The organism is Streptomyces sp. NPDC093097, assembly GCF_044754325.1.
GTDB lineage: Bacteria > Actinomycetota > Actinomycetes > Streptomycetales > Streptomycetaceae > Streptomyces.
On the sequence record NZ_JBIVOW010000024.1, the window covers coordinates 1 to 18,797 of the forward strand.

General features: G+C 66.3%; 5 protein-coding genes. 1 reads left to right on the top strand and 4 read right to left on the bottom strand.

Annotated features, from left to right (window positions below; translation table 11 throughout):
* Positions 1 to 124 precede the first annotated feature (124 nt).
* Complete coding sequence (locus ACIQE0_RS31565) at positions 125 to 763, top strand: group II intron reverse transcriptase/maturase (RefSeq protein ID WP_402338680.1); 639 nt, start codon at positions 125 to 127, stop codon at positions 761 to 763.
* A gap of 352 nt (positions 764 to 1,115) precedes the next feature.
* Here ACIQE0_RS31565 and ACIQE0_RS31570 read toward each other — a convergent pair whose 3' ends face one another.
* Genes ACIQE0_RS31570 through ACIQE0_RS31585 form a run of 4 tightly spaced genes read right to left on the bottom strand, consistent with a single transcriptional unit; the run spans position 1,116 to position 18,767 of the window.
* On the bottom strand, positions 1,116 to 3,431 hold the full coding sequence (locus ACIQE0_RS31570) for a UvrD-helicase domain-containing protein (RefSeq protein WP_402338681.1): 2,316 nt from the start codon (positions 3,429 to 3,431) through the stop codon (positions 1,116 to 1,118).
* Positions 3,428 to 10,156, bottom strand: coding sequence for a DEAD/DEAH box helicase (locus ACIQE0_RS31575; protein WP_402338682.1), 6,729 nt, complete (start codon positions 10,154 to 10,156; stop codon positions 3,428 to 3,430). The genes ACIQE0_RS31570 and ACIQE0_RS31575 overlap by 4 nt, the downstream gene beginning before the upstream one ends.
* Positions 10,153 to 15,627 carry a hypothetical protein gene (locus tag ACIQE0_RS31580; protein WP_402338683.1) on the bottom strand — a complete coding sequence of 1,825 codons (5,475 nt, stop codon included), beginning with the start codon at positions 15,625 to 15,627 and terminating at the stop codon, positions 10,153 to 10,155. The genes ACIQE0_RS31575 and ACIQE0_RS31580 overlap by 4 nt, the downstream gene beginning before the upstream one ends.
* Positions 15,624 to 18,767, bottom strand: coding sequence for a DEAD/DEAH box helicase (locus ACIQE0_RS31585; RefSeq protein ID WP_402338684.1), 3,144 nt, complete (start codon positions 18,765 to 18,767; stop codon positions 15,624 to 15,626). The genes ACIQE0_RS31580 and ACIQE0_RS31585 overlap by 4 nt, the downstream gene beginning before the upstream one ends.
* Between the last annotated feature and the right edge of the window lie 30 nt (positions 18,768 to 18,797).

Consider the following 18,797-nt stretch of genomic DNA (forward strand, 5'->3'; position numbering starts at 1 on the left):
AGCGAGTACTTTCTGGGGGCGGCCATGGTCAAAGGTCCTCTCATGAGTCCCATCTGACCCTCTGTCAACATCCTCCGCATCTCGGGGGAACCTCAATTCGACGGCCTTACGTGTGCCAGCAAAGGTGATCCGAGAGAAGGCAGCCCTGTACTTCAGCCGCGGAAAACCCGCGCACCGGCCCCTACTCCTCAACGACGACGACTACACCATCGTCAACGTCTACGGGGCCGAATACCGGGGCATCGTCCAGTACTACCTCCTGGCCGGCAACGTATGTCGATTGCATCGGCTGCGTTGGGCCATGGAAACCTCGTTGCTCAAGACACTGGCAGCGAAGCATCGCTCGACGGTGTCCAAGATGGCGGCCCGCTACAAGGCCAAGATCGAGACACCGTATGGGCTCCGCACATGCTTCGAAGCCAGCGTCCCCCGCAGCGCAGGCAGGAAGCCACTGGTCGCACGATTCGGCGGAATCTCATTGACGCGACAGAAGGCAGCGGTCCTCACGGACCGTCAAGTGGCCAACCCCCACCCCAGAAGAGAGCTGATTACCCGGCTTTTGAAGGGGAAGTGCGAGCTATGCGGGATTTCGGAAGACGTGCGAGTGCACCACATCCGAAAACTCGCTGACCTCGATAGGGGAGAGCCACCTACTGAATGGCGTCAGGTCATGGCGAAGAAACGGCGCAAGACTCTTGTTGTCTGCGACCCTTGTCATGACACGATCCACTCAGGACAGCCAACCAGCAGTGTCACGAAATAGGTCACTGGAGAGCCCGTTACGGGGAAACTCGTACGGCGGGTTCGGAGGGGGGCCGTGCGGAAAAGGGCCTGCACATGGCAGGCACCTCGTCGCACGGCCTACCCAACCAACAGGATGAAGGCATGGCGAGGCATCGCCACACGCTATGACAAGACCCCGAAAAGCTACCTCGCCGGACTCCACCTCCGCGCCATGATGATCTGGCTCAAGGACCTCACACGAACCGCCAATTGATCACAACCAAATACGCGCCCTAGCCATCGAGCGCCGACGCGAGCACTATTCGCGGCATCTGCTGCGGCCATTCCACATTCTGCCACTGAGCTGCACCGTGGCTTCGGCTATTTCCCGTCTACACCGGCAGGAACGGGCTTGCGGTCCCATGCCACGAGACCCGCAACGCGTCGCGGGCACGTGTAGCCGCGACGAATAGCTGGTTGCGGCACTTCTTGAGTTCGCGTTCATAGCGCTTCGGGTCGGTCGTCGCGTACTTCTCGATCAGTCCCGTGCGCGGCAGGATTCCGTCGCTCGCGCCCACGACAGCGAGCTTCTGATACTCAAGGCCCTTGAAACGGTGCATGGTGCCGACGTGGACCTCCCCACCACCCTGCGGACCCTCCTTGGCGAGGATGGCGGTGGTGATCCCGTGCTTGATCTGCAGGTCTGCGGCGACGCGACCGGCCATCTCGCCGTCGGCGACACACACGGCCATGGTGCCGCTGGGATCGCGCACGGTGCCTTCGTCGGTCGGTCGGGTGATCTCGGCACGCCACTGCTTCAGAGCCGAGGCGAGCTGACTGATCTCGTCCTCCCAATCCATGCAGGCGACAAACTCGGGCGTCGGGCCGCGCAGCAGAGAGTGGTAGCCCTTGAGGTTCTCGGTGCCATCGTCGAGGTCGTCGTACGACTCCGCACGGACGACCTTGGCAGCCTGGTCGAGGATCTCCTGGGTGGTGCGGTAACTCAGCGTCAACTTTGACGACCGGCCACGGATGTTGATACCGACAGTGGACAGGGTCACTTGCCGGTCGTAGATCCGCTGATGGGTGTCTCCGGCAATGAACATGTCGTTGTCACCGGCCGCGACCATCGCCCGCAGCATCCTCCAGTGCGCGGAGCTGAGGTCCTGCGCTTCGTCGACGACGACGTGCTGATAGCGGTGGCGGAGGTAGCGTACGGCGGAGCTGTGGTCGTCGAGGTGGATCAGGTCGCCGCCTCCGACTTTGTCCTTGCGCTCGGCTCGCAGATGGATCTTGCGGTCGCGTTCCATCTCGTAGCGGGCGGCGCGCTCGGCGGCCTGGGCCCAGGTCTCACGGCCAATGCCGTTCAGGCGCAGGGTGAACTGGTCAAGCAGTTTCCACACGGCGGCGCGTTCGGGGCGACTCAGCGGCCGGCCCATACCGGCGCGGCGGGCCTTGAAATAGTCCTGACGGGAGGTGACGGACTGGCCGAGGACGATCTGTTCCCACTCGTCGAAGAGAAACTCGGCGTCCCAGCGCTGCTCGTCGTGTTCGAAGAGGACTTCGCGCAGCGTATCCAGGGCTTGGTCGTCGTTGATCAGGCTGCGCTGTGCGCCGGCGGCCTTGTTCTCGTTGAGGATGTTCTGGGCGAGCTGGTCGATGTGCTTGATGTCGACCCGGGCGATCAGCTCCGGTGGGATGAGCGAGCTGAGCCGGGACCTCAGGTCGGCCGTGAGGTTCTTGGTGTACGTGGTCAGCAGGATCGGCTTGTTGTGGCCGTGCGGGAGTTCAGCGGCGAGACGCGCGGCGCGGTGCAGGGCGACGATGGTTTTGCCGGTGCCGGGGCCGCCGCTGACGCGGGCGGGCCCCTTGTAGCCACGCTCGACGATCTTGCGCTGAGCGGGATGGAGGTAGACCTTCCAGGCACGGAAGTCGCCTTCGGCGAGGACATGACGGACGTCGTCATCGACCGTCGTGACTGCGGTGCGGGTCAGCGCCGCGGCCATGTCGTCCTCGAAGCCGGGTTCGAGTTCGGCGGCAGCAGGTCGGGTGATCTCGCGTTCGACTTCCTCGACGCTCATACCGGCCCCGAGCCCGGTGAGGATCTCGGCTGTCAACGGTGGTGCGCCCGCGATGAGTTGGTCAAGTTCCTCGTCGGTGGTCACTTGGAGGGCGAGGTCGATAAGGGCCTCGACGACTCCGAGGTTGCGCAGGTTCTCCGCAGTGCAGGAGGCGAGCAGCGGCCCTGGTGCCGGTTCCAGCATCGGTTCGGGTGCTGCCGAGGGCTCTGGCTTGGACTGTGCGTGCGCATCCTGCTCCGCGGGATCGAGCGTGAGAGCAATCCCGGCCCGCTTCAGGACGCTCTGGCCGACGACGCCCAGGTCGACGAACTCGATTTCACCGGTGATCCGGTTGATGGCGACGCTGAGCTCTTCGTAGACATGCTTGCGGTGCCGGACCGCGACGATCAGCCATTGCTGTACGCCGTCCGGGCCGACACCGGCGCGTGCGAGGAGCGCCCGGTACGAGGGGTCGATCTTGGCGCGGAAGATCCGGCCGTCGCCCTTGAGTGGCTTGAGGTCGAGCTTGGGGTGGTCCGGGTCGTTCCGGAAGAGATGGCAGAAGTCGTAGAACTTCGTCTTGACCGACGAGTCCATCTTGTAGACCTCGTTCTCGGCCTTCTGATACAGGCTCAGGCGTGCGGTCATTGTGCGGCACTCTGTTCGTCGGAGTCGGAGTCGGAGTGGGGGCGGGAGCGGGTTGAGGCCAGAGAGTCAGCATCGGGCAGGACCGCGAGGAGACCATCGAGGCCAGCGAGCCATTCGTCGGCCGAACGCACGGTGAAACCGGCATCGCGGTAGGCACGCCAGGTCTTCTCGTTCTCCTCGTCGTCGGGCTCATACTGCTCGGCCATGACGGCGATTCGCTGGTCAGCGGAACGCCAGACGAAGTCGGCGATCCAGCGGCGTTCACCGAGCTCGTACCCGTAGGTGGGGGCCTTCTTGCCGCCGTCGGCCAGCGCGTGGCCGAGGCAGGTGAGAGGGGCATCGGGTTCGTCCTCGTCCAGGAATTCGAGGATCTCCCGGTCCCACAGCATGTCCCGAAGCGCTGCCTCCACAGGGCTGTCGACCAGGGCCCCGCTTCTCGCTGACTGCGGCGCGGGGGCTGTTTCGCCGTACCGCACCACGAGGGATTCGAGTTCGCCAATGCCGCCGAACGCCTTGAGCACGGCCAGGTCGAAGCGGCCGGCGGCTGAGGTGGTGAGCTGGACACCGTCGCCGCCGGCGGCGGCGAGGAACTGCAGGAGGTTGGACCACTGGAGCCAGGAGCGCCACCGCGCCTTGTGCTCAGGGGTACCGAGTTGGTCCATGTCGGTGTCGTCGAGGCAGGCCAGTGCCGACCATCGACCACTTGCACCGTCGACGAGGAACGCGAGCGGAAGGCCCGACTGGTCGCACGTCTGGAACAGGTTGAGCGTGCCGTGCCCCTGAACCGGTGTCGGGTCGATGCCGTCGCTGCGCCCCCACGCATCGAGAAGTCCGCCGAGCGTCCGGCGGGCCTGCTCGGCGGTGCCGTTCCCGACCAGAACATCCCGGTCGGTCCCCAGCAGCCCGCCCACCAGAGCCGATGCCCGTTTTCCCCAGGCGACGTCATTGGGGTTGCGCAAGTAGGCCAGGAGCATGCTCATCGGGTCGAGGAAGACGGTGTCGGTCAGGTCGTCCCCACCGGATTCCGCGTACAGCTGCTTCGCAAAGTCCTGAGCGCTGTGCGCGTACGGCGGCCACACCGGATCGGCTTCACCGCGTTCTGCGGAAACGGTCGTCACACCCGTCTTCTTCTCAAAGGCGTCGAGGTCATCCCAGGTCAGCTGGAAGACCACTCGCCCCTCCGCACGGAGTCGGTCACGCTTGTCCGCGTCGCCTGCGAGCCGGTTGTGGCGGCGGGTGGCGTGGTAGCGATGTCCGTCGAGGTAGACGGTGACTTTTTGCTTGGGTCCGTCGGTGCGCTCGAAGGTGAAGTCGGTGCGGGTGAAGCCCTCGTTGCGCTGGGCGGTCAGGCGCCAGCCGTGGACGGTGCCGGCCTCGTCCAGACGGAGATAGCCGCTGTTGTCCCCGCTCTCGTCCAAGGCCGTGTCGGCACGCCCCTCGGACCAGGCACGCAAGGCCTTGAGGAAACGCGCTTCGAGATCGGATTCCACCTGCCCATCGAGACCGATCTTGTCGGTGTTCCCGATCTGCCGGGTCTCCCAGGCGTCGGTGTCGGTACCCAGGAGTTCGTCGAGGATCTCCAGGGCCGTCTGCCGTGAGACGTCCTCGATGTGCCGTTCGTCGGTGTAGCGGTACAGGCAGCGATGGCAGGCCGCCCGGCCCTCTTCGTTGCAGGGGCACTCGACGAGTATCGTGCGTGCGTCCTCAAGGACTTTCCGGAACGCGGCGGGCGCAGTGAGCCGGTCGAGATAGCCGGTGCCGTGGGGGAGACGGTCGTACAGGACGAGGAAGTGCCGGGTCTCCGCCGTGTCACGGTCGGGCATGGTGGCAAGGGTGGTGTCGAGGTGCTGCGGGTCGCCGCCGAAGGCCCCGTCGACACCGAGGCGCAGCGCGGCCTGGAAGGAGTAGGCCTTCTCCTCGACGAGGACGGTCGCCGCGGGCAGCAGAATCCGCAGGGCCTCGGTCTCCAACTCGTGGGCGAGTAGCACCGGCTCCTGCGGAACATCGTTGCGGCCACGCCGCAGCGGGCACCACGGGGTGTGGTGCTTGAGCTCGCGCTGCCGGTTGGCCGAGTTGTCGACGGCATCGCGGTCGTCGTCGAAGACGGGGCGGCCGTCGGCGCTCGCCGCCCCGCACGCGGTGCAGACATGGAACGGCGCGATACGCACTGCCTGTCCGGCAAGCTCGTCGTTCTCCTGTGCACCGATGCTGAGCGGGCCCGTGTTGATGCGCCGAATCATTGCGCGGCGCGTGTAGTCGACGCCGAAGATCTGGCTGGTGTGCCGCCACGACTTGCCGACGGCGAAGTGGTCGGGGTTGATGTCGACCATGTCGATGACGGTGTAGAAGCGGCGGTCGCGGTCGTCGCTCTCGTCGCCGATGCGGGCGTCCTCGCGTTTGGCGCGGGCGGTGACGGTGGTGGGCTGGACGATCTGCCACAGGCTGCCGGAGTCGGCGATCCCGACGTCGCCGCAGCGCGGGCACGGTGCGATGTCGGACTGGGCGTTCTCGGTGCGGACGTAGCCGCAGGAGGGACAGAATCTCCAGTGCCGCCAGTCCTGCTCCTTGCCACTGACGATGTCGATCCCGGTGACGCGGTGCTTGTATCCCTCGGCGTAGAAGGTGTTGCCCGGGGCGAGTTCGGAGAGTGCGAAGCTGCGCGGACGCTCGTAGGGGTACTGCTTCGACTTGTACGTGTCTCGTCCCTCCGGCGTCTTGCCCTCAGGCCAGTAGAGGGTGGCGTTGAGGATGGTCGTCGAGTCGATCAGCGCATAGTTGGGCAGCAGACCGAGGTCGCACAGAACGGCCTGGGCGGGCTGGCGCTGCCGGGCCGCGCCCTGTTTGGAGACGGCACGCAGCTCGGCCTCCAACTCGGCTTTGGTGCGGGCCTGTTCATCGTCGCCCTCCTTGAGCTCGTCGATCGCGGCCCTGATGGTACGGACACGGGTGCGCAGCTTCTGGTTCTCGCGCTCCCATTCGCGTTCGGCCCTCTCGACGGCGCTGCGAATGCCGCGTACCGCGTATTTCTCCAGCTCCTTCCGGGCGGTCTCGCTGACCCCGGTCGGGAAGAGGGCGAGGAAGGCGGCGACGAGCTCTTCGCCATGCGTGAGGGCAGCCTCAGTGAAGTCGGCGAGGCGGCCGGAGGGGCCGAACAGCTCGTCCACCCGCCGCGGCAGCGCGGCCAGGGGCTTGCCGTCTTCGCGCAGCAGCCGACCGCGCGCGGCAAGGTCGAGGAGGTGGGCGGTGTACTGGCGGCGCAGGATCTCGATGGCCGACAAGTACGAACCGGGCGGCACGATGCGCCCGTCGATCATGTCCCTCGGCCGGTCGAGGAAGTACAGGTCCCGGCGTGAGCGGTCCGGGATGGTCAGCAGGAAGGCGTTTCCGGTGCGCCGCCCTGCCCGGCCGGCCTGCTGCGCGTAGTTGGCGGGGCGGCGCGGCAGGGCACCGAGGACCACGGCCGACAGGTCGCCGATGTCGATGCCCATCTCAAGGGTGGGGGTGCAGGACAGCACGTTGGGGTCGTTGAAGCCTGCTCCACTGCGGAAGGCCTCCTCGACGCGTTCGCGCTTGGCGCGCGAGAGCAGACCGGTGTGTTCGGCCGTGATCACCTGGTACGTGCCCGCACGTCGGTAGAGGCTGCGGTAGTAGTCGTCGCGGTAGTCGCGGTCGCGGTCATGCCGGTCGATGGTCTCCAGCCAGCGATCCCCGGCCACAAGCCGTCCTGACGTGCAGCGGTACGCGGGGCAGGGCTGCCCGTGGTACTGCGCGAGCAGTGAAGGGTGCACGGTCTGCTCCCAGAAGCACTTCGGGCAGCGTACGTACGCCTCGTTGACCTCCGCGTCTGACAGCAACTGAAGACGCACGGCTCCAGGCTGCAGGCCGTAGACGCGGGCCGCCGTGTCGTTCGGGGTGCGCGCGGCGAGAATCCCGGCGTCGGTGAGACGGGGCAGGAGCCGCACCCAGAACTCGTCGGCCTGTTCGCGGGTCATGCCAAGGCAGCGCTGTGCCCATGACTCGTACCAGGAGAGCCGGCCTGCGGCGAAGTCGAACTCGCTGCTCGCCTTGGGCTTTGCCAGAAGGAATGACGGCGCAGAGATCCCCTTGGGGAAGGCTTTCATGCCGCGTGGGCGGCCACCCCAGATGTAGAAACGGCTGGTGCCTGCCTCGTCGAGAAACTTCTCAAGCCAGCGGTGCCCCACCGCGCCGCGTGTACGCAGTCGCTCCAACAAGCCGCGCAGGAAGGCGAGATAGCGGACATCGTCGTGTTCGGTGAGGGGCAGTCCGCGGTGCGTGGCCTCTTCGTGGGCTGCGCGGACGAGCGAGACGGCGGTCTGCTCGTCCGGAATGGACACGTACGCGGCGGCGGTGCGGGTCAGTTCGAGGGTTCGACCGTTGCGGGAGCGGTGGCCGAACTCCATCACGGCCTGGAACGCGAATCGTTCGCCGATCAGGTCCCAGGTCTTCTTGTCTCCGCCCCGCCCCTTGCCCGACAGGAGACGCGCGACGCCGGTGTCGTCGTGCAAGTCGGGCGGCACCACGGCGGCGAGGGTCTCACGGTCGGTGGTGGCCTCGACGACGTTGGCGACCAGATCGTTGAGAGCGGTGGGCTGCTGCTCGCTGAGGTGTTTGGTGAAAAGCGCACGCAGGGAGAACGTGTACGAGCGGGAGGCCACGAAGCCGGCCCGGTGCGCAGCGTCCTGCACCGAGTCGTTGAACATCAGCGTCTTCGTCTCGCGCTGCTCCTCGTCCATCTCCCCGCCGGTGAACAGCTGGGTGACAGAGGCTGCGGCGAGCGCAGCGGCGCCGGTGCCGAGGAAGCGGATCGCGTTGTGCGTACCGCAGGCAGGGCACCAGTCGTCCTGGGCAGCGCGCTCGGCACGCTCGCCGAGCTGGACGAGGACGAACGCCGAGTCGGGGCCGCCGGGTTGGGGGGTACCCTCGTTGTTGTAGTCGCCGACGGGATCGGGTAGCCGGAGGCGGCGGGCAGGTCCGTCGAGGACCATGAGGACGCCCGCACCACCCGTGGCCAGCGACTTCTGCGCTGCACGGTCCATGGCACTGCGACCGTTGCCCTCACGGGCCTCGCTGTCGGTGGCCGCGATCAGCGTTCTGGTCTTGGCCTTGTCGGCGGTGACGGAGGCCCGTCGGATCTTGTGGGACTCGAAGCCGAGTTCCTCCACGTCCGACTCGGGGGAGAGGACGGACCAGCCGGAGCGCCCGCACTCGCGGCAGTACACGGCGGGCAGGAACAGCTTGGTGTCGCGGGAGCTGGTGGTGTTCGGTGTCGTGCGCGGCTGTGCTTGCGGTCCGGCCGCGTCCCAGGCGAACTCGGCCTGCGGCCAGGCCAGTACACCGCGCCGCATCCGCGTGACGGAACGTGCCCACTGGTGCACCTCGACCTGTACCAGAGGCCGGCTGATCCCGGCGGGCCCATCCGGGTCACCGGCCACGGACAGCAGAGCGACGAACCGGGCGAGCGCCAGCGCCGCCACCTCGGGCCGGGTGGTGATCGCCTCGTCCCAGCTCCGCGCGCCATTGCGGCGCATCACGTCCAGAACCTCGTCGTACGTGCGCACTGTGCCGTCGAACGCCGTCAGAACGGCGTACGTGAGCCGGTTGCGCTTGAGCGCGGCACCGAGCGCGAATCGGTCAGCCGCACAGCCACGGTCGCCGGTGACGGCCTCGGCGAGATCGGCAAGCGCGGCAGCCCCCGAAGCCGGGTCTGGCAGAACGGTGATGGCCTCGGGCGGCGGAACCTGGCCGGGCAGAAATTTGGCGTCGGGTATGAACTCGTCGACGGAGAGCCGGTCCTCGCCGACGACGGCGTCCTCGGCGAACTCGGTGCCGAAGACATGCGTGGCCACATCGAGAAGCTGGCGTACGCCGTCCGCATCGGTGCCGGAGGCGAGGGTCGCGGACGTGGCGACGGGCGTGATCGTGCCCAACGGCCGTCCGGGCTCGGTGGCGCCGACCGCCGCGGCGAGGCGGCGCAGCAGCATGGCGACGTCGGTGCCCTGAGCCCCGTCGTAGGTGTGGAACTCGTCCACCACGACGTACCGGATGTCGCTGCCCTCCCACAGCGGTGCGTCGGCGGCACGCTGGAGCAGCAGGTCGAGCATCTTGTAGTTGGTGATCAGGATGTCCGGCGGGGACAGCTGCATGTCCTGACGCCGGGTGTAAACCCGGTCGTAGTGGGTCGCCGCCTTGTCTCCGATGTACAGGCCGGCGCGCACGCCGCGCAGCTCGTCGTACGCGGTGAGCAGGTCGTTGATGCGTCCCGCCTGGTCGGTGGCGAGCGCGTTCATCGGGTAGAGGAAGATCGCCTTGACACCGTTGTTCCCGGCCGCGCGCTCACGGGCGCAGTGATCGAGCACGGGATAGAGGAACGACTCGGTCTTACCGGACCCGGTGCCGGTGGTGACGAGCGTTGGCTGGGGAGTACGACCGTCCTTCGTGCTGAGCCTCGCAAAGGCGCGAGCCTGATGCGCGTACGGCGACCAGCCGTCGCTGCGCCGCCAGTCCAAGTGCTCCTGCCAGCCTTCCTCGGCACGTGTGAACGGGGTACGCAGGCGTAAGTACGGCCCGCGGAACATGCCCGTCGTCTCGTTCCCGAGGAAGGCGTGGAGCGCCTTGCGGGCCCCTTCGTCGGCCAGGCCGTAGGTGGTGGACAGGTACTGGAGCAGACTCTCTTTCAGCCCCTGTGCTTCGAGCGTCGGCCTCACGGCTTGGGGACCTCCATCGTCTCGGGGTCCCACAGACCCTTGGCAATGGCCTCGTTGAGGCGCTTGGTGAAGTAGGCGTGAGCTTCGCGCATTTCGCGTTCGCGGTCGGCCTTGTAGAAGGGGGCGGTGTAGCCGTCGGGGACGGGGGCGGTCTCGGGGTCCTTCTGGTAGGCCTCGAACTGGGACCAGTGTTCCTTGGTCTGGTCGAAACCGTACGTGTGGTGTTTCCCTGCGATCTTCCGCTCGCTGGCGTCGAACCAGATGACACGGTCGAAGTCCTGCATAATCGAGAATCGCGCCCGGTACATGGCGACAAGTGTGTCCGCATCAATGCCCAACCAGACGGCGGCAAGCGCGTCGATCTCGACGAGCGCGGCACGACGGGCGTACTCAGTGCGCAAGGGGGTGTCGCGCTGCCATGTGGGGGTGACCTGGTGCAACTCCGTCTTCATCTGGGGCCAGTGAACTGCCCAGGGCTCGTACCCAGACCACTTGGGGTCGTAGAGCTGCGCCCAGAGGTCAGCGTAGGCCGTGGTCAGGGCGTTTAGCCGCAGAGTACGAAGTAGGAGTGCGGCGGCGAGGGGGTGATCCTCATGAGGGGCTGGCATGCCCGCTGCATGCGCTGCATTCAGGTGGTCGACTCCGCTGGTACGCAGGAGATAGTCGCAGGGGATCCCCGACCACAGGCCCGAAGTGAGCACATCCAAACGTGTATCGCCAAACGAGGCAGAACGGATGACCAAGGTGTGCGCCACACCTCGGGGCAGGATTGCCGTATACAGACTCCTCTCTGTGTCGGGGGCAATCATTTCACGCCAAGCCAGGCGATAGAACTCCGTATAGGGTTCGCTCACCTTGCTACGCAGGCACTTGCGGATCATCGCATCTGTAACTTCACCAGGTTCCATTCCCCTTGCCACTGAAAGCTCGGACCGCACCGCAGCTGCTTCTCCCTCCAAAGACAACAGCTCGGCGAACTTTTGACGATCTGGCCACCTTTCCTGCGCCCCCACGAAGACCGGGCGAGGCACCACACGTCGATATTCAGTTTCCGGCACAGCATCATCAGCCATGGCCATGGGATCGAGACCACGCACCTCACCGCTCCCCTGGCTCGGCTGCTTGAATAGAGGATTAGCAAGCCCCATCTGTGGACCCTTGAGAACTACCTCCTCCCATGACTCAGCGAAATAGTCGCTCTGATCATCCACTCCAGTGTTGTACTCGATCAGAGCAATATTTCTACCTGGCCCGAAATTCTCCTTTTTTGACGCACTTTCATCGTATCCCAAAGCGATGTCAGGGTCGTAGTGTCCCAGACGTAGCGAGTATGTTCCAAGGGAGTTGATTGCAGCATCTTCCGCCGTGCTCACAGGAGTCAGTAGCCGTGTGAATTCCAGTGGCCCTGACTCACCGACGAAGCGCTGCCAGCGAGCGAGGGTCTCTGGTGTCACACGAATTACCCGCTTGGGGTGTGGACGTTCATCCCAGTCGCCCTGAAACTTCACCCCGGGGGCCTCGTCATCGTCGATCGCAGTGAAGGACGAGTGGAGGGTGTCCGGCGAGTACAGCGCCGACAGACTCACAAAGTCGATGTCCCCTGGTTCCCCGTAGATATGGACTCCGAACTCAGCAGAGTGACCGACCGGCTCGGGGAACAGCCGACGCTGATTGACGAATCCGCCGTGCACGTACAGTCGCTGGTAGGCCGCTGCCCGCAGCCGAGCCTCTTTCTCGCCCGCAAAGTGGGTGCCAGGGTGCACCATTCCAGCAGTTGCACTCCGGCCAATGTGATCCCAAACCACACACATGAAAGCTCGGTACAGATCCGGCTTCGTGCCCGCGATAAGCGGGTAGGTAGCCGGCACTGACAAGTAGCTAGCCATCGACACCATACTCGTCAATTCGTCCAGCAGGTACTCCCGCACCTCCGCACGCCCGAGTTCCGCCTCCCGCCGACGGTTCTTCTCCTCCGCCTTCGGCTTCTCCGCAAGTACGAACCATGGCTCGTACTCCGCGAGAACGGGGTCTTCCTTCCAATGCGGCCGCACCCACGGCGGGTTACCGACCTGGAGGTCGAACCCCCCAGCCTCACCCGCGAAGACACCCGCGAAATCCAACTCCCAGTGCAGAAAGCCCTGTTGTTGGGCGATGTCCCGCACGACGCGCATCCACGGGTAGCGTGTCTCGACCGCGTGCCGGGCGTCGTCCATGAACATCTCGCGCTCGATGAGCCCTTCGAGCTTCTTGAGATCCGGCAGTGAGTCGACGGACGCGGCCAGAGTGCCCTCCTCCGGGACCGGTCCGGTACCCAGTATGGACTCCAGGAACGCCAGCCAGTCGTCCAGGTTGGCGGGCGGGATGACGTCGCGGCGGCCTGCGGGACCGGCGGGCTTCTTCGGGGCCGTCGTCGTGCCGGCCTTCTTGATCTCCTGCTTCTCGACAAGATCGCTCTCGTCCGCTTCCTCACCGAACGTCATCTGGTCGCCGTCCAGCGCGAACAGCAGCCCGTTCTCCACGAACCGCGGTTCCGGCGCGCTCGTGGCAGGCTCGGGACTCGCCATCTGGGCGACGCCAGACGACAGCAACGCGTCGACCGTCACGACGGGCGCGGTCGCGTACTCGGGGTCCGAGCCGTCGAGGAGACCCACCTTCTCCAGCGGCCAGAACCACAGCGCGCACCACGCGTCCATGACCTGCTTCAGCCGCCAGTACGGGGACCCCTCCGCCTCGAAGAGGTCCCTAAAGACCTGCTCCTTGCTCAGCGGCAGCGACCGGTCGGCGTTCTCCTTGTCGTGGCGCAGGAACGCAAACTCCTCGACGTCCTCGCCCGCCGCCCGATCGACACCCCAGACATCGATCGTGCGGGCGATCTCCTGCTCGCTCAGCTCCATCCGCTTGGCGACCAGCTGCCACAGGAACTCGACCCGGCGGGCCGCGGCCTGGAGCCGGTTGAGCTGGCTGCCCTTTCCGCCGGTGGTCTTCGGCTTCGTACCGACGGCGCCTTTCCACGCCTTCAGGGCGTTGACCTGCTCCTTGGCGAGCTGCTCAACCAGCTTCTTCGCGTCCCCGCCGGCGCCCGCGACCGCGCCCCACCCCGGCGACGGCAGCAGGAACTGGTGTACCGCCCCCTCCGGTAGCGGCTGCTCCGTACCGTCCTCCGGCGACCGGAACGGCAGCTTGGTCGGCGTCTGCGCGCCGATCTTCCGCTCCTTCTTGAGGCGCTCGGCCTCGTACACCCACCGCCGCGCCCCGATCAGCGAGTTGCCGCGCCGCAAGTGCAGTCCGAACCAGGGGGCGCGCATGCCGGGGTGCATGGTGTTGAGCCACAGCGACACCTCCGCGAGTTCGACACCGGTGGCGTTGAGGTCGACGCCGTACGCGTTGTGCAGGGCGATGTACGCCTTGACCTTCTGCTTGGCGTCCAGCGTGCGCGACGTGTCCAGGCTGACGCCCAGCTCCTCCTGACGGCGTTTGAGGTACTCGTCGGCGACCTCGCTGATCGCCTCGTTGAGGAACGCGCCCGAGCCGAGCGCCGGCTCGCAGATCGTGTACTTCAGCAGCTCGCTCGCCCGGGTGCGGACCGGGTTACCGTCGGCGTCCTTCCCCTGGTCGAGGCGGTGCTTGAGGGCCAGTTCGACCGTGACCTTCGTCAGCGACTCCGGGGTGTAGTACGAGGCGGAGGTCTCCCGGTCGCGGCCCGCCAGGCGGTAGACGAACGTGCCGGCCGGGTACTTCTTGGGGCCGCGCAGGCCGTACTGTTCGGCGTCCTGGGCGGAGTAGACGACGTGCGTGTTCTCCGGGTAGTCGTTCAGACGGTCGGCGGGGATGAGCCAGGAGCCCTTCTCCGGGTCGCCGTACTGCTTGTTGCCCTTCTTCGCGCCAGGTTTGGCAACCTCCGCCAGCTCCTCCTCGGCGATGATGCCGGTGTACGACATCAGCCCCTCGTAGACGGCGCCGAGCTGGTTGATGCCGAGATTGCGGTACGAGATGAAGCCGCCCTGGCGGCCCTTGGCACCGGCTTCCTTCATGGTGAGCAGGCGCAGCACCTCGTGCAGGGCCTCGTTGCGGAGCCGCAGGTCGAGCCATACGGGTTGCTCGTCGCCATCCCCGTCCGCTTCACTGCGCGGGTCGCGGACGCGGCTTCCGATGAGGGTGATGGCCTTCGGGTCGAAGAGCTCGCTGCGCAGCGGTTCGAAGCGCAACCCGCGCTGCTCGCTGCGTTCGTCGGTGGCCTTGTGGTCGTCGGGCTCGGTGCCCTGAGGTCGGTGACCGTAGTTGACCTTGTTGAAGAGGACGTCGAGGGAGGCGTACAGGTGGAAGCTGCTGCGACTCTCCTCGTCGACCAACTTGCGTTCGCGGGAGACGAGTTCACGCAGTCGTGCGACCGAGTATCCGGCTTCGTACGTCGAGTCGTCGGCCGGCAGGATGCCCAGCTCGGGGCGTGCCTCCGCGTAAAGGAGGAAGAGGATGCGGTACAGGTAGCGCAGGGATTCCCGAGTGAGCTGCTTGGCGAACGGGCCCTTGTTCTCCGGGTCCTCGATTTGACGCGGGGTGACACCGGTCTTGCGCAGCTGGGCGAGGACCTCGTTCGCAATGATCTCGACTGAGCGCTGAAGTCCCTTGCGTAGCTCGGAGTTAACGCCGACGGCGTTGTCGCGGGACGCCTTCAGGAGATCGTCCATGCGGCGGCCCTTGCCGTCGGGGCGGGGCGCGAGCATGTCGTGTGAGAAGAGTGCGGCAAGGAGGGCGAGTTCGCCTGACTTCTTGGTGTCGTTGCGCAGCAGCGCGGCGTCGAGGTTGGCCGCGAGGTAGCGGCCTTCGGACCAGGTGGTGCGGTCGGCGAGGACGATCACACCCCCGCACAGCAGCAGGACGAAGCGCGGTGCGTCACCATCGGGTTCGTGCAGTTCACTCTGGAAGAGCCAGGCGGACAACTTCTCCCCGGAGCTGATGAGCCCTTCACTCGTCTTGACGGGGTGGACGAGCCGACCAGCCCCGTCGGCTTCCAGCGCGCCGTCGAGCTTGCCGGTCCAGCCACAGTCCAGGGCGACGATGCCGTCGCCATGCCAGGCGACGGTGAGTTCGTGCTCCTTGCCGGCGTTGTACACGGTGAGCCGCGTGTCCCTTGTGCCGTACCCGAGAGCGGCCAGGACTGTGCCGTGCCAGGCGGTCAGGCGTTCGTCCCACTCGCCGGAAAGGTCGTCGTAGGTGGCACCGGCCCCGTTCCCTTCAGTCTGGGCAGCGAGGTAGGGGCGGACAGTGGAGGCATATTCGGTGTGGAGTCTGGGCAGGCGTTCGCGCGGGGTGGGTCGGGTGTCGTGCAGGTCCGTCTCGCGATCGGTCCAGACGGTGAACACCCCCTCGTCGCCGGCCGACTTCTTCTTGAGAGTGTTCTCCAGCTCCTCGCTGAAATAGTGGGCGGAGAGGTACTCGCCACGGTTGGCGAAGGAGTCGTAGACGTAGCTCATCGTGCGGACTCCTCAATGCGTACGGCAGGGTGGAGGGGTTCGAGGACACCGAGAACGCGCAGCATCGGATCGCCGGACGTACGCAGGCGCCGCACGAGCTTGCGGCGGCGGTCGGCGGTCTCCTGCACTTCCTCGCGGCGGCGGTGCTGATTGCCGACGGCGATCAGCGCGCCCTGTTCCCAGACCTCGACCCGGTCCTCGTACGGGGCGAGATAGGCGTCGATCTGCCGGTCGTAGACGGCGCGGCGTGCGCCAAGATATTCCTCGGCGGCGTCGACGGCCGCGGGGATCAAGTTCTGCAGGAGGTCCTTGTCGAGGATCTGGTCGCGTCCGGGCATCTCCGGGCCAACGCCGCAGGCGGCGAGGAAGGCCGAATCCATTGGCCACACGCGAGGGTCGGTGTCGGCGAGGCCGGTGACGGCCATCCATTCCACGACCGTCGGCCGGCCCGCCGCGTTGGAGTAGACGCCCTGCACGAGGTAAACCGGGCCACTGAGCGCGGCGGACAGTTCGGCGTCGATGCGACGTGCTTTTGCCGCGTCGGGGCGATAGGCGAGGACGAACGCCTCGTCGTACTTGAGCTTGGCGAGGACCTTGTCCGTGACCCAGTCCAACACCGGGTGAATGTCGGAGACGTAACTGACGTTCGGCCACTGGGACTTGTTCTGCTGGGTCTTGCCCTGCTTGGCGTTGCGGGCGGCTTCAAGCCGGTCGGCGGCGTACTTCGCGTTGAACGTGATGCTCAGCGTGCCGTCGTGCTTGGACGTGGTGAGGATCTTTTCCTGGTCGAGGTAGGAGGCAGGCAGCTCCCGGAACCGGTACTGCAGGTCGTCGGGTGGGGTGAACTCGATACGTCCACCTGCCGTCTCGGGACGCCAGTTAAGAGCTTCGCGCTCGGCCTGGGGATAGATGAGGTCCATCGCAGCGTGGAAATACGCCTTGGTGTCGGCGAAGACGTACGGAACGTCGGCCTGGCGGACCGGGGCGGCTCCGATGGCGGCCGGGGTCGCCGTCGGGTCGGCGATCGCGGCGTTGATGTTGCCGAGGATCCCTGCGAGGACGCCGCCCGCCTCCTGCCGGGACTCCTTGATGGACCGGTCGACCGTGCTGCCCTTGATGAGGTCGCGAGTGAGGCGGTCCTCTTCCTTCTTGTCGTCGTACAGGCCGGTGACGGCCTCGGCACTGCCCTCACCCGTTGCGATCTCGTGAGCCTGGGCCTCGCGCCGCAGCAGGCGCGCGCCGACGAGTCGGTCGTCGAGCGTGAGCATCTCGCCGGTCTCCTCGTCACGTCGCCAGGGCACATCGGCGGTGAGGGTCAAAGCACGGAATTCAGGGCTGATCGCCTGCCCGTAGCGGTCTATTCGCCCGTTGCGCTGCTCGATGCGGATGAGGGACCACGGCAGGTCGTAGTGGAAGAGGTCGTGGCACTGGTGGTGCAGGTTTACGCCCTCGGAGGCGATGTCGCCGGTGAACAGCAGTCGTACGGGCTCGTCGGCCCGGCCGAAGCGATCGACGATCTCGCGCTGCTGTTCGTCGTTGGTCGCCTCGCCGTGCATGACCTCCACGGCTCCGTCGTACGCCTTCCACGGGCTGGTCTCATCGCCCTTGCCCGGCTTCTTTTTGAAACCGAGGCGGCCCGGGACCTCCTCGGCGAGCCACGTCAGGGTCGCGATGCGCTCCGAGAAGATCACCACTCGGCGGTCGGAGCGTGGGCCGACGCCAAGCCCCTCAAGGGCGGTGACGAGAGCGTCGAGCTTGGACGAGTCCTCGTCCGTGAAGTCGGCGATTAACTCCTCAAGTTCGGTGAGCGACTTGCTCTCGGCGGCCAGGGCGTCGCGGCGTTCGGGGGTGAGTTCGCGGCGCTTGCCACTCGCGCTGTAGGTCTTGGGGTTGTCCAGGTAGGCGCGGCGGTTGGTGAGGGACTGCGACAGCGCCTTGTGGGAGGAGAGGAACGCTTTGAGGAAGTTGTAGGCCACCAGCGGGTCTGCACACACCGACGCGCGGTCAGGGTCGCCAGGGGTCCACTGGCTTGCGAGCTTCTCCAGGACGGCGACCTCCTTCGGTGTGGCCGGCGCCGGGATCGGGTTGGAGTCGCCTCGCTCGGCCCACGGCTTGTCCTTGAGGCCGTCACGAACCTCACGGTCGGTCTTCGTACGCCTGATGTAGAGGTGTTCGAGATCGGCGACCTTGTAGTTCTTCGGGTCCGCGATCGCCGCGGGATCGAGCATGCGGATCAGCTCGGCGAAGGACTCGGCGTCACCGTTGTGAGGAGTGGCGGAAGCCAGGATCAGCGCGTCGGTGTGTTCCGCGAGACGGCGAGCGAGCCGGTTGTTGCGGGTGCCCTTGTTGACCAGGTTGTGTGACTCATCGATGACCACCGCGTCCCAGGTGATGCTCTCCAGATGGTGGGCGTACGTGGCGGACTTGAGCGTGTCGACGGAGACGATGACCCGCTTGAAATGAGCGAAGGGGTTGCGGCCCGCGGGGATCTCCTGCTGGATGCGCTGGATGCCGGTGGAGTCCAGACGGACGAGCGGCAGCGAGAAACGCGTCCACAGCTCCCGTTGGAACTGCTCCAGCACGTGAGCGGGAGTGACGACGAGGATCCGCTCGCCACGTCCGCGGCGAATCAGCTCGGCGAGCGTGACGCCGATCTCCACTGTCTTCCCGAGGCCGACCACATCAGCGATCAGGAGCCGCGGCTGCGGATTGCGCATCGACAAGGCCAGTTCAGCCGGGCGCAGTTGGTGCTCCTGCCGGTCCATGAGAAAGGAGTCGGCGAGCGCGAGCCCGTGCTCCGTCTGCGGCAGTGCGGTCTTGCGGATGACGGCTTCGAGGTAGAGGCGGGCCTTGGAGTGCTTGGAGGTGTCGTCAGCCATGAGCTGGGTCTTGCGCGGATCGAGTACGTCGATCGGGTCGAGCCCCGAGTAGAAGACGGCGTCGGTCCCCCGCACGAAAGGGGAGACCCCGCTGACCTCGACCAAGAGCCCGTCGCGGCTCTCCGAGACCGACTTGACGAGCCACTGCTCATGACGGATGCGCACCTGGGCTCCGGGGGCGAAGGCCGGCTTCGCGCCGACCGGGTGCGTCGTGGCGGTGTCGCCCGGCTCGGATATCTCGGGCTGCCTCGCCGTGGTCACGTGATGCTCCTCTATGGACGGTGTGCTCGT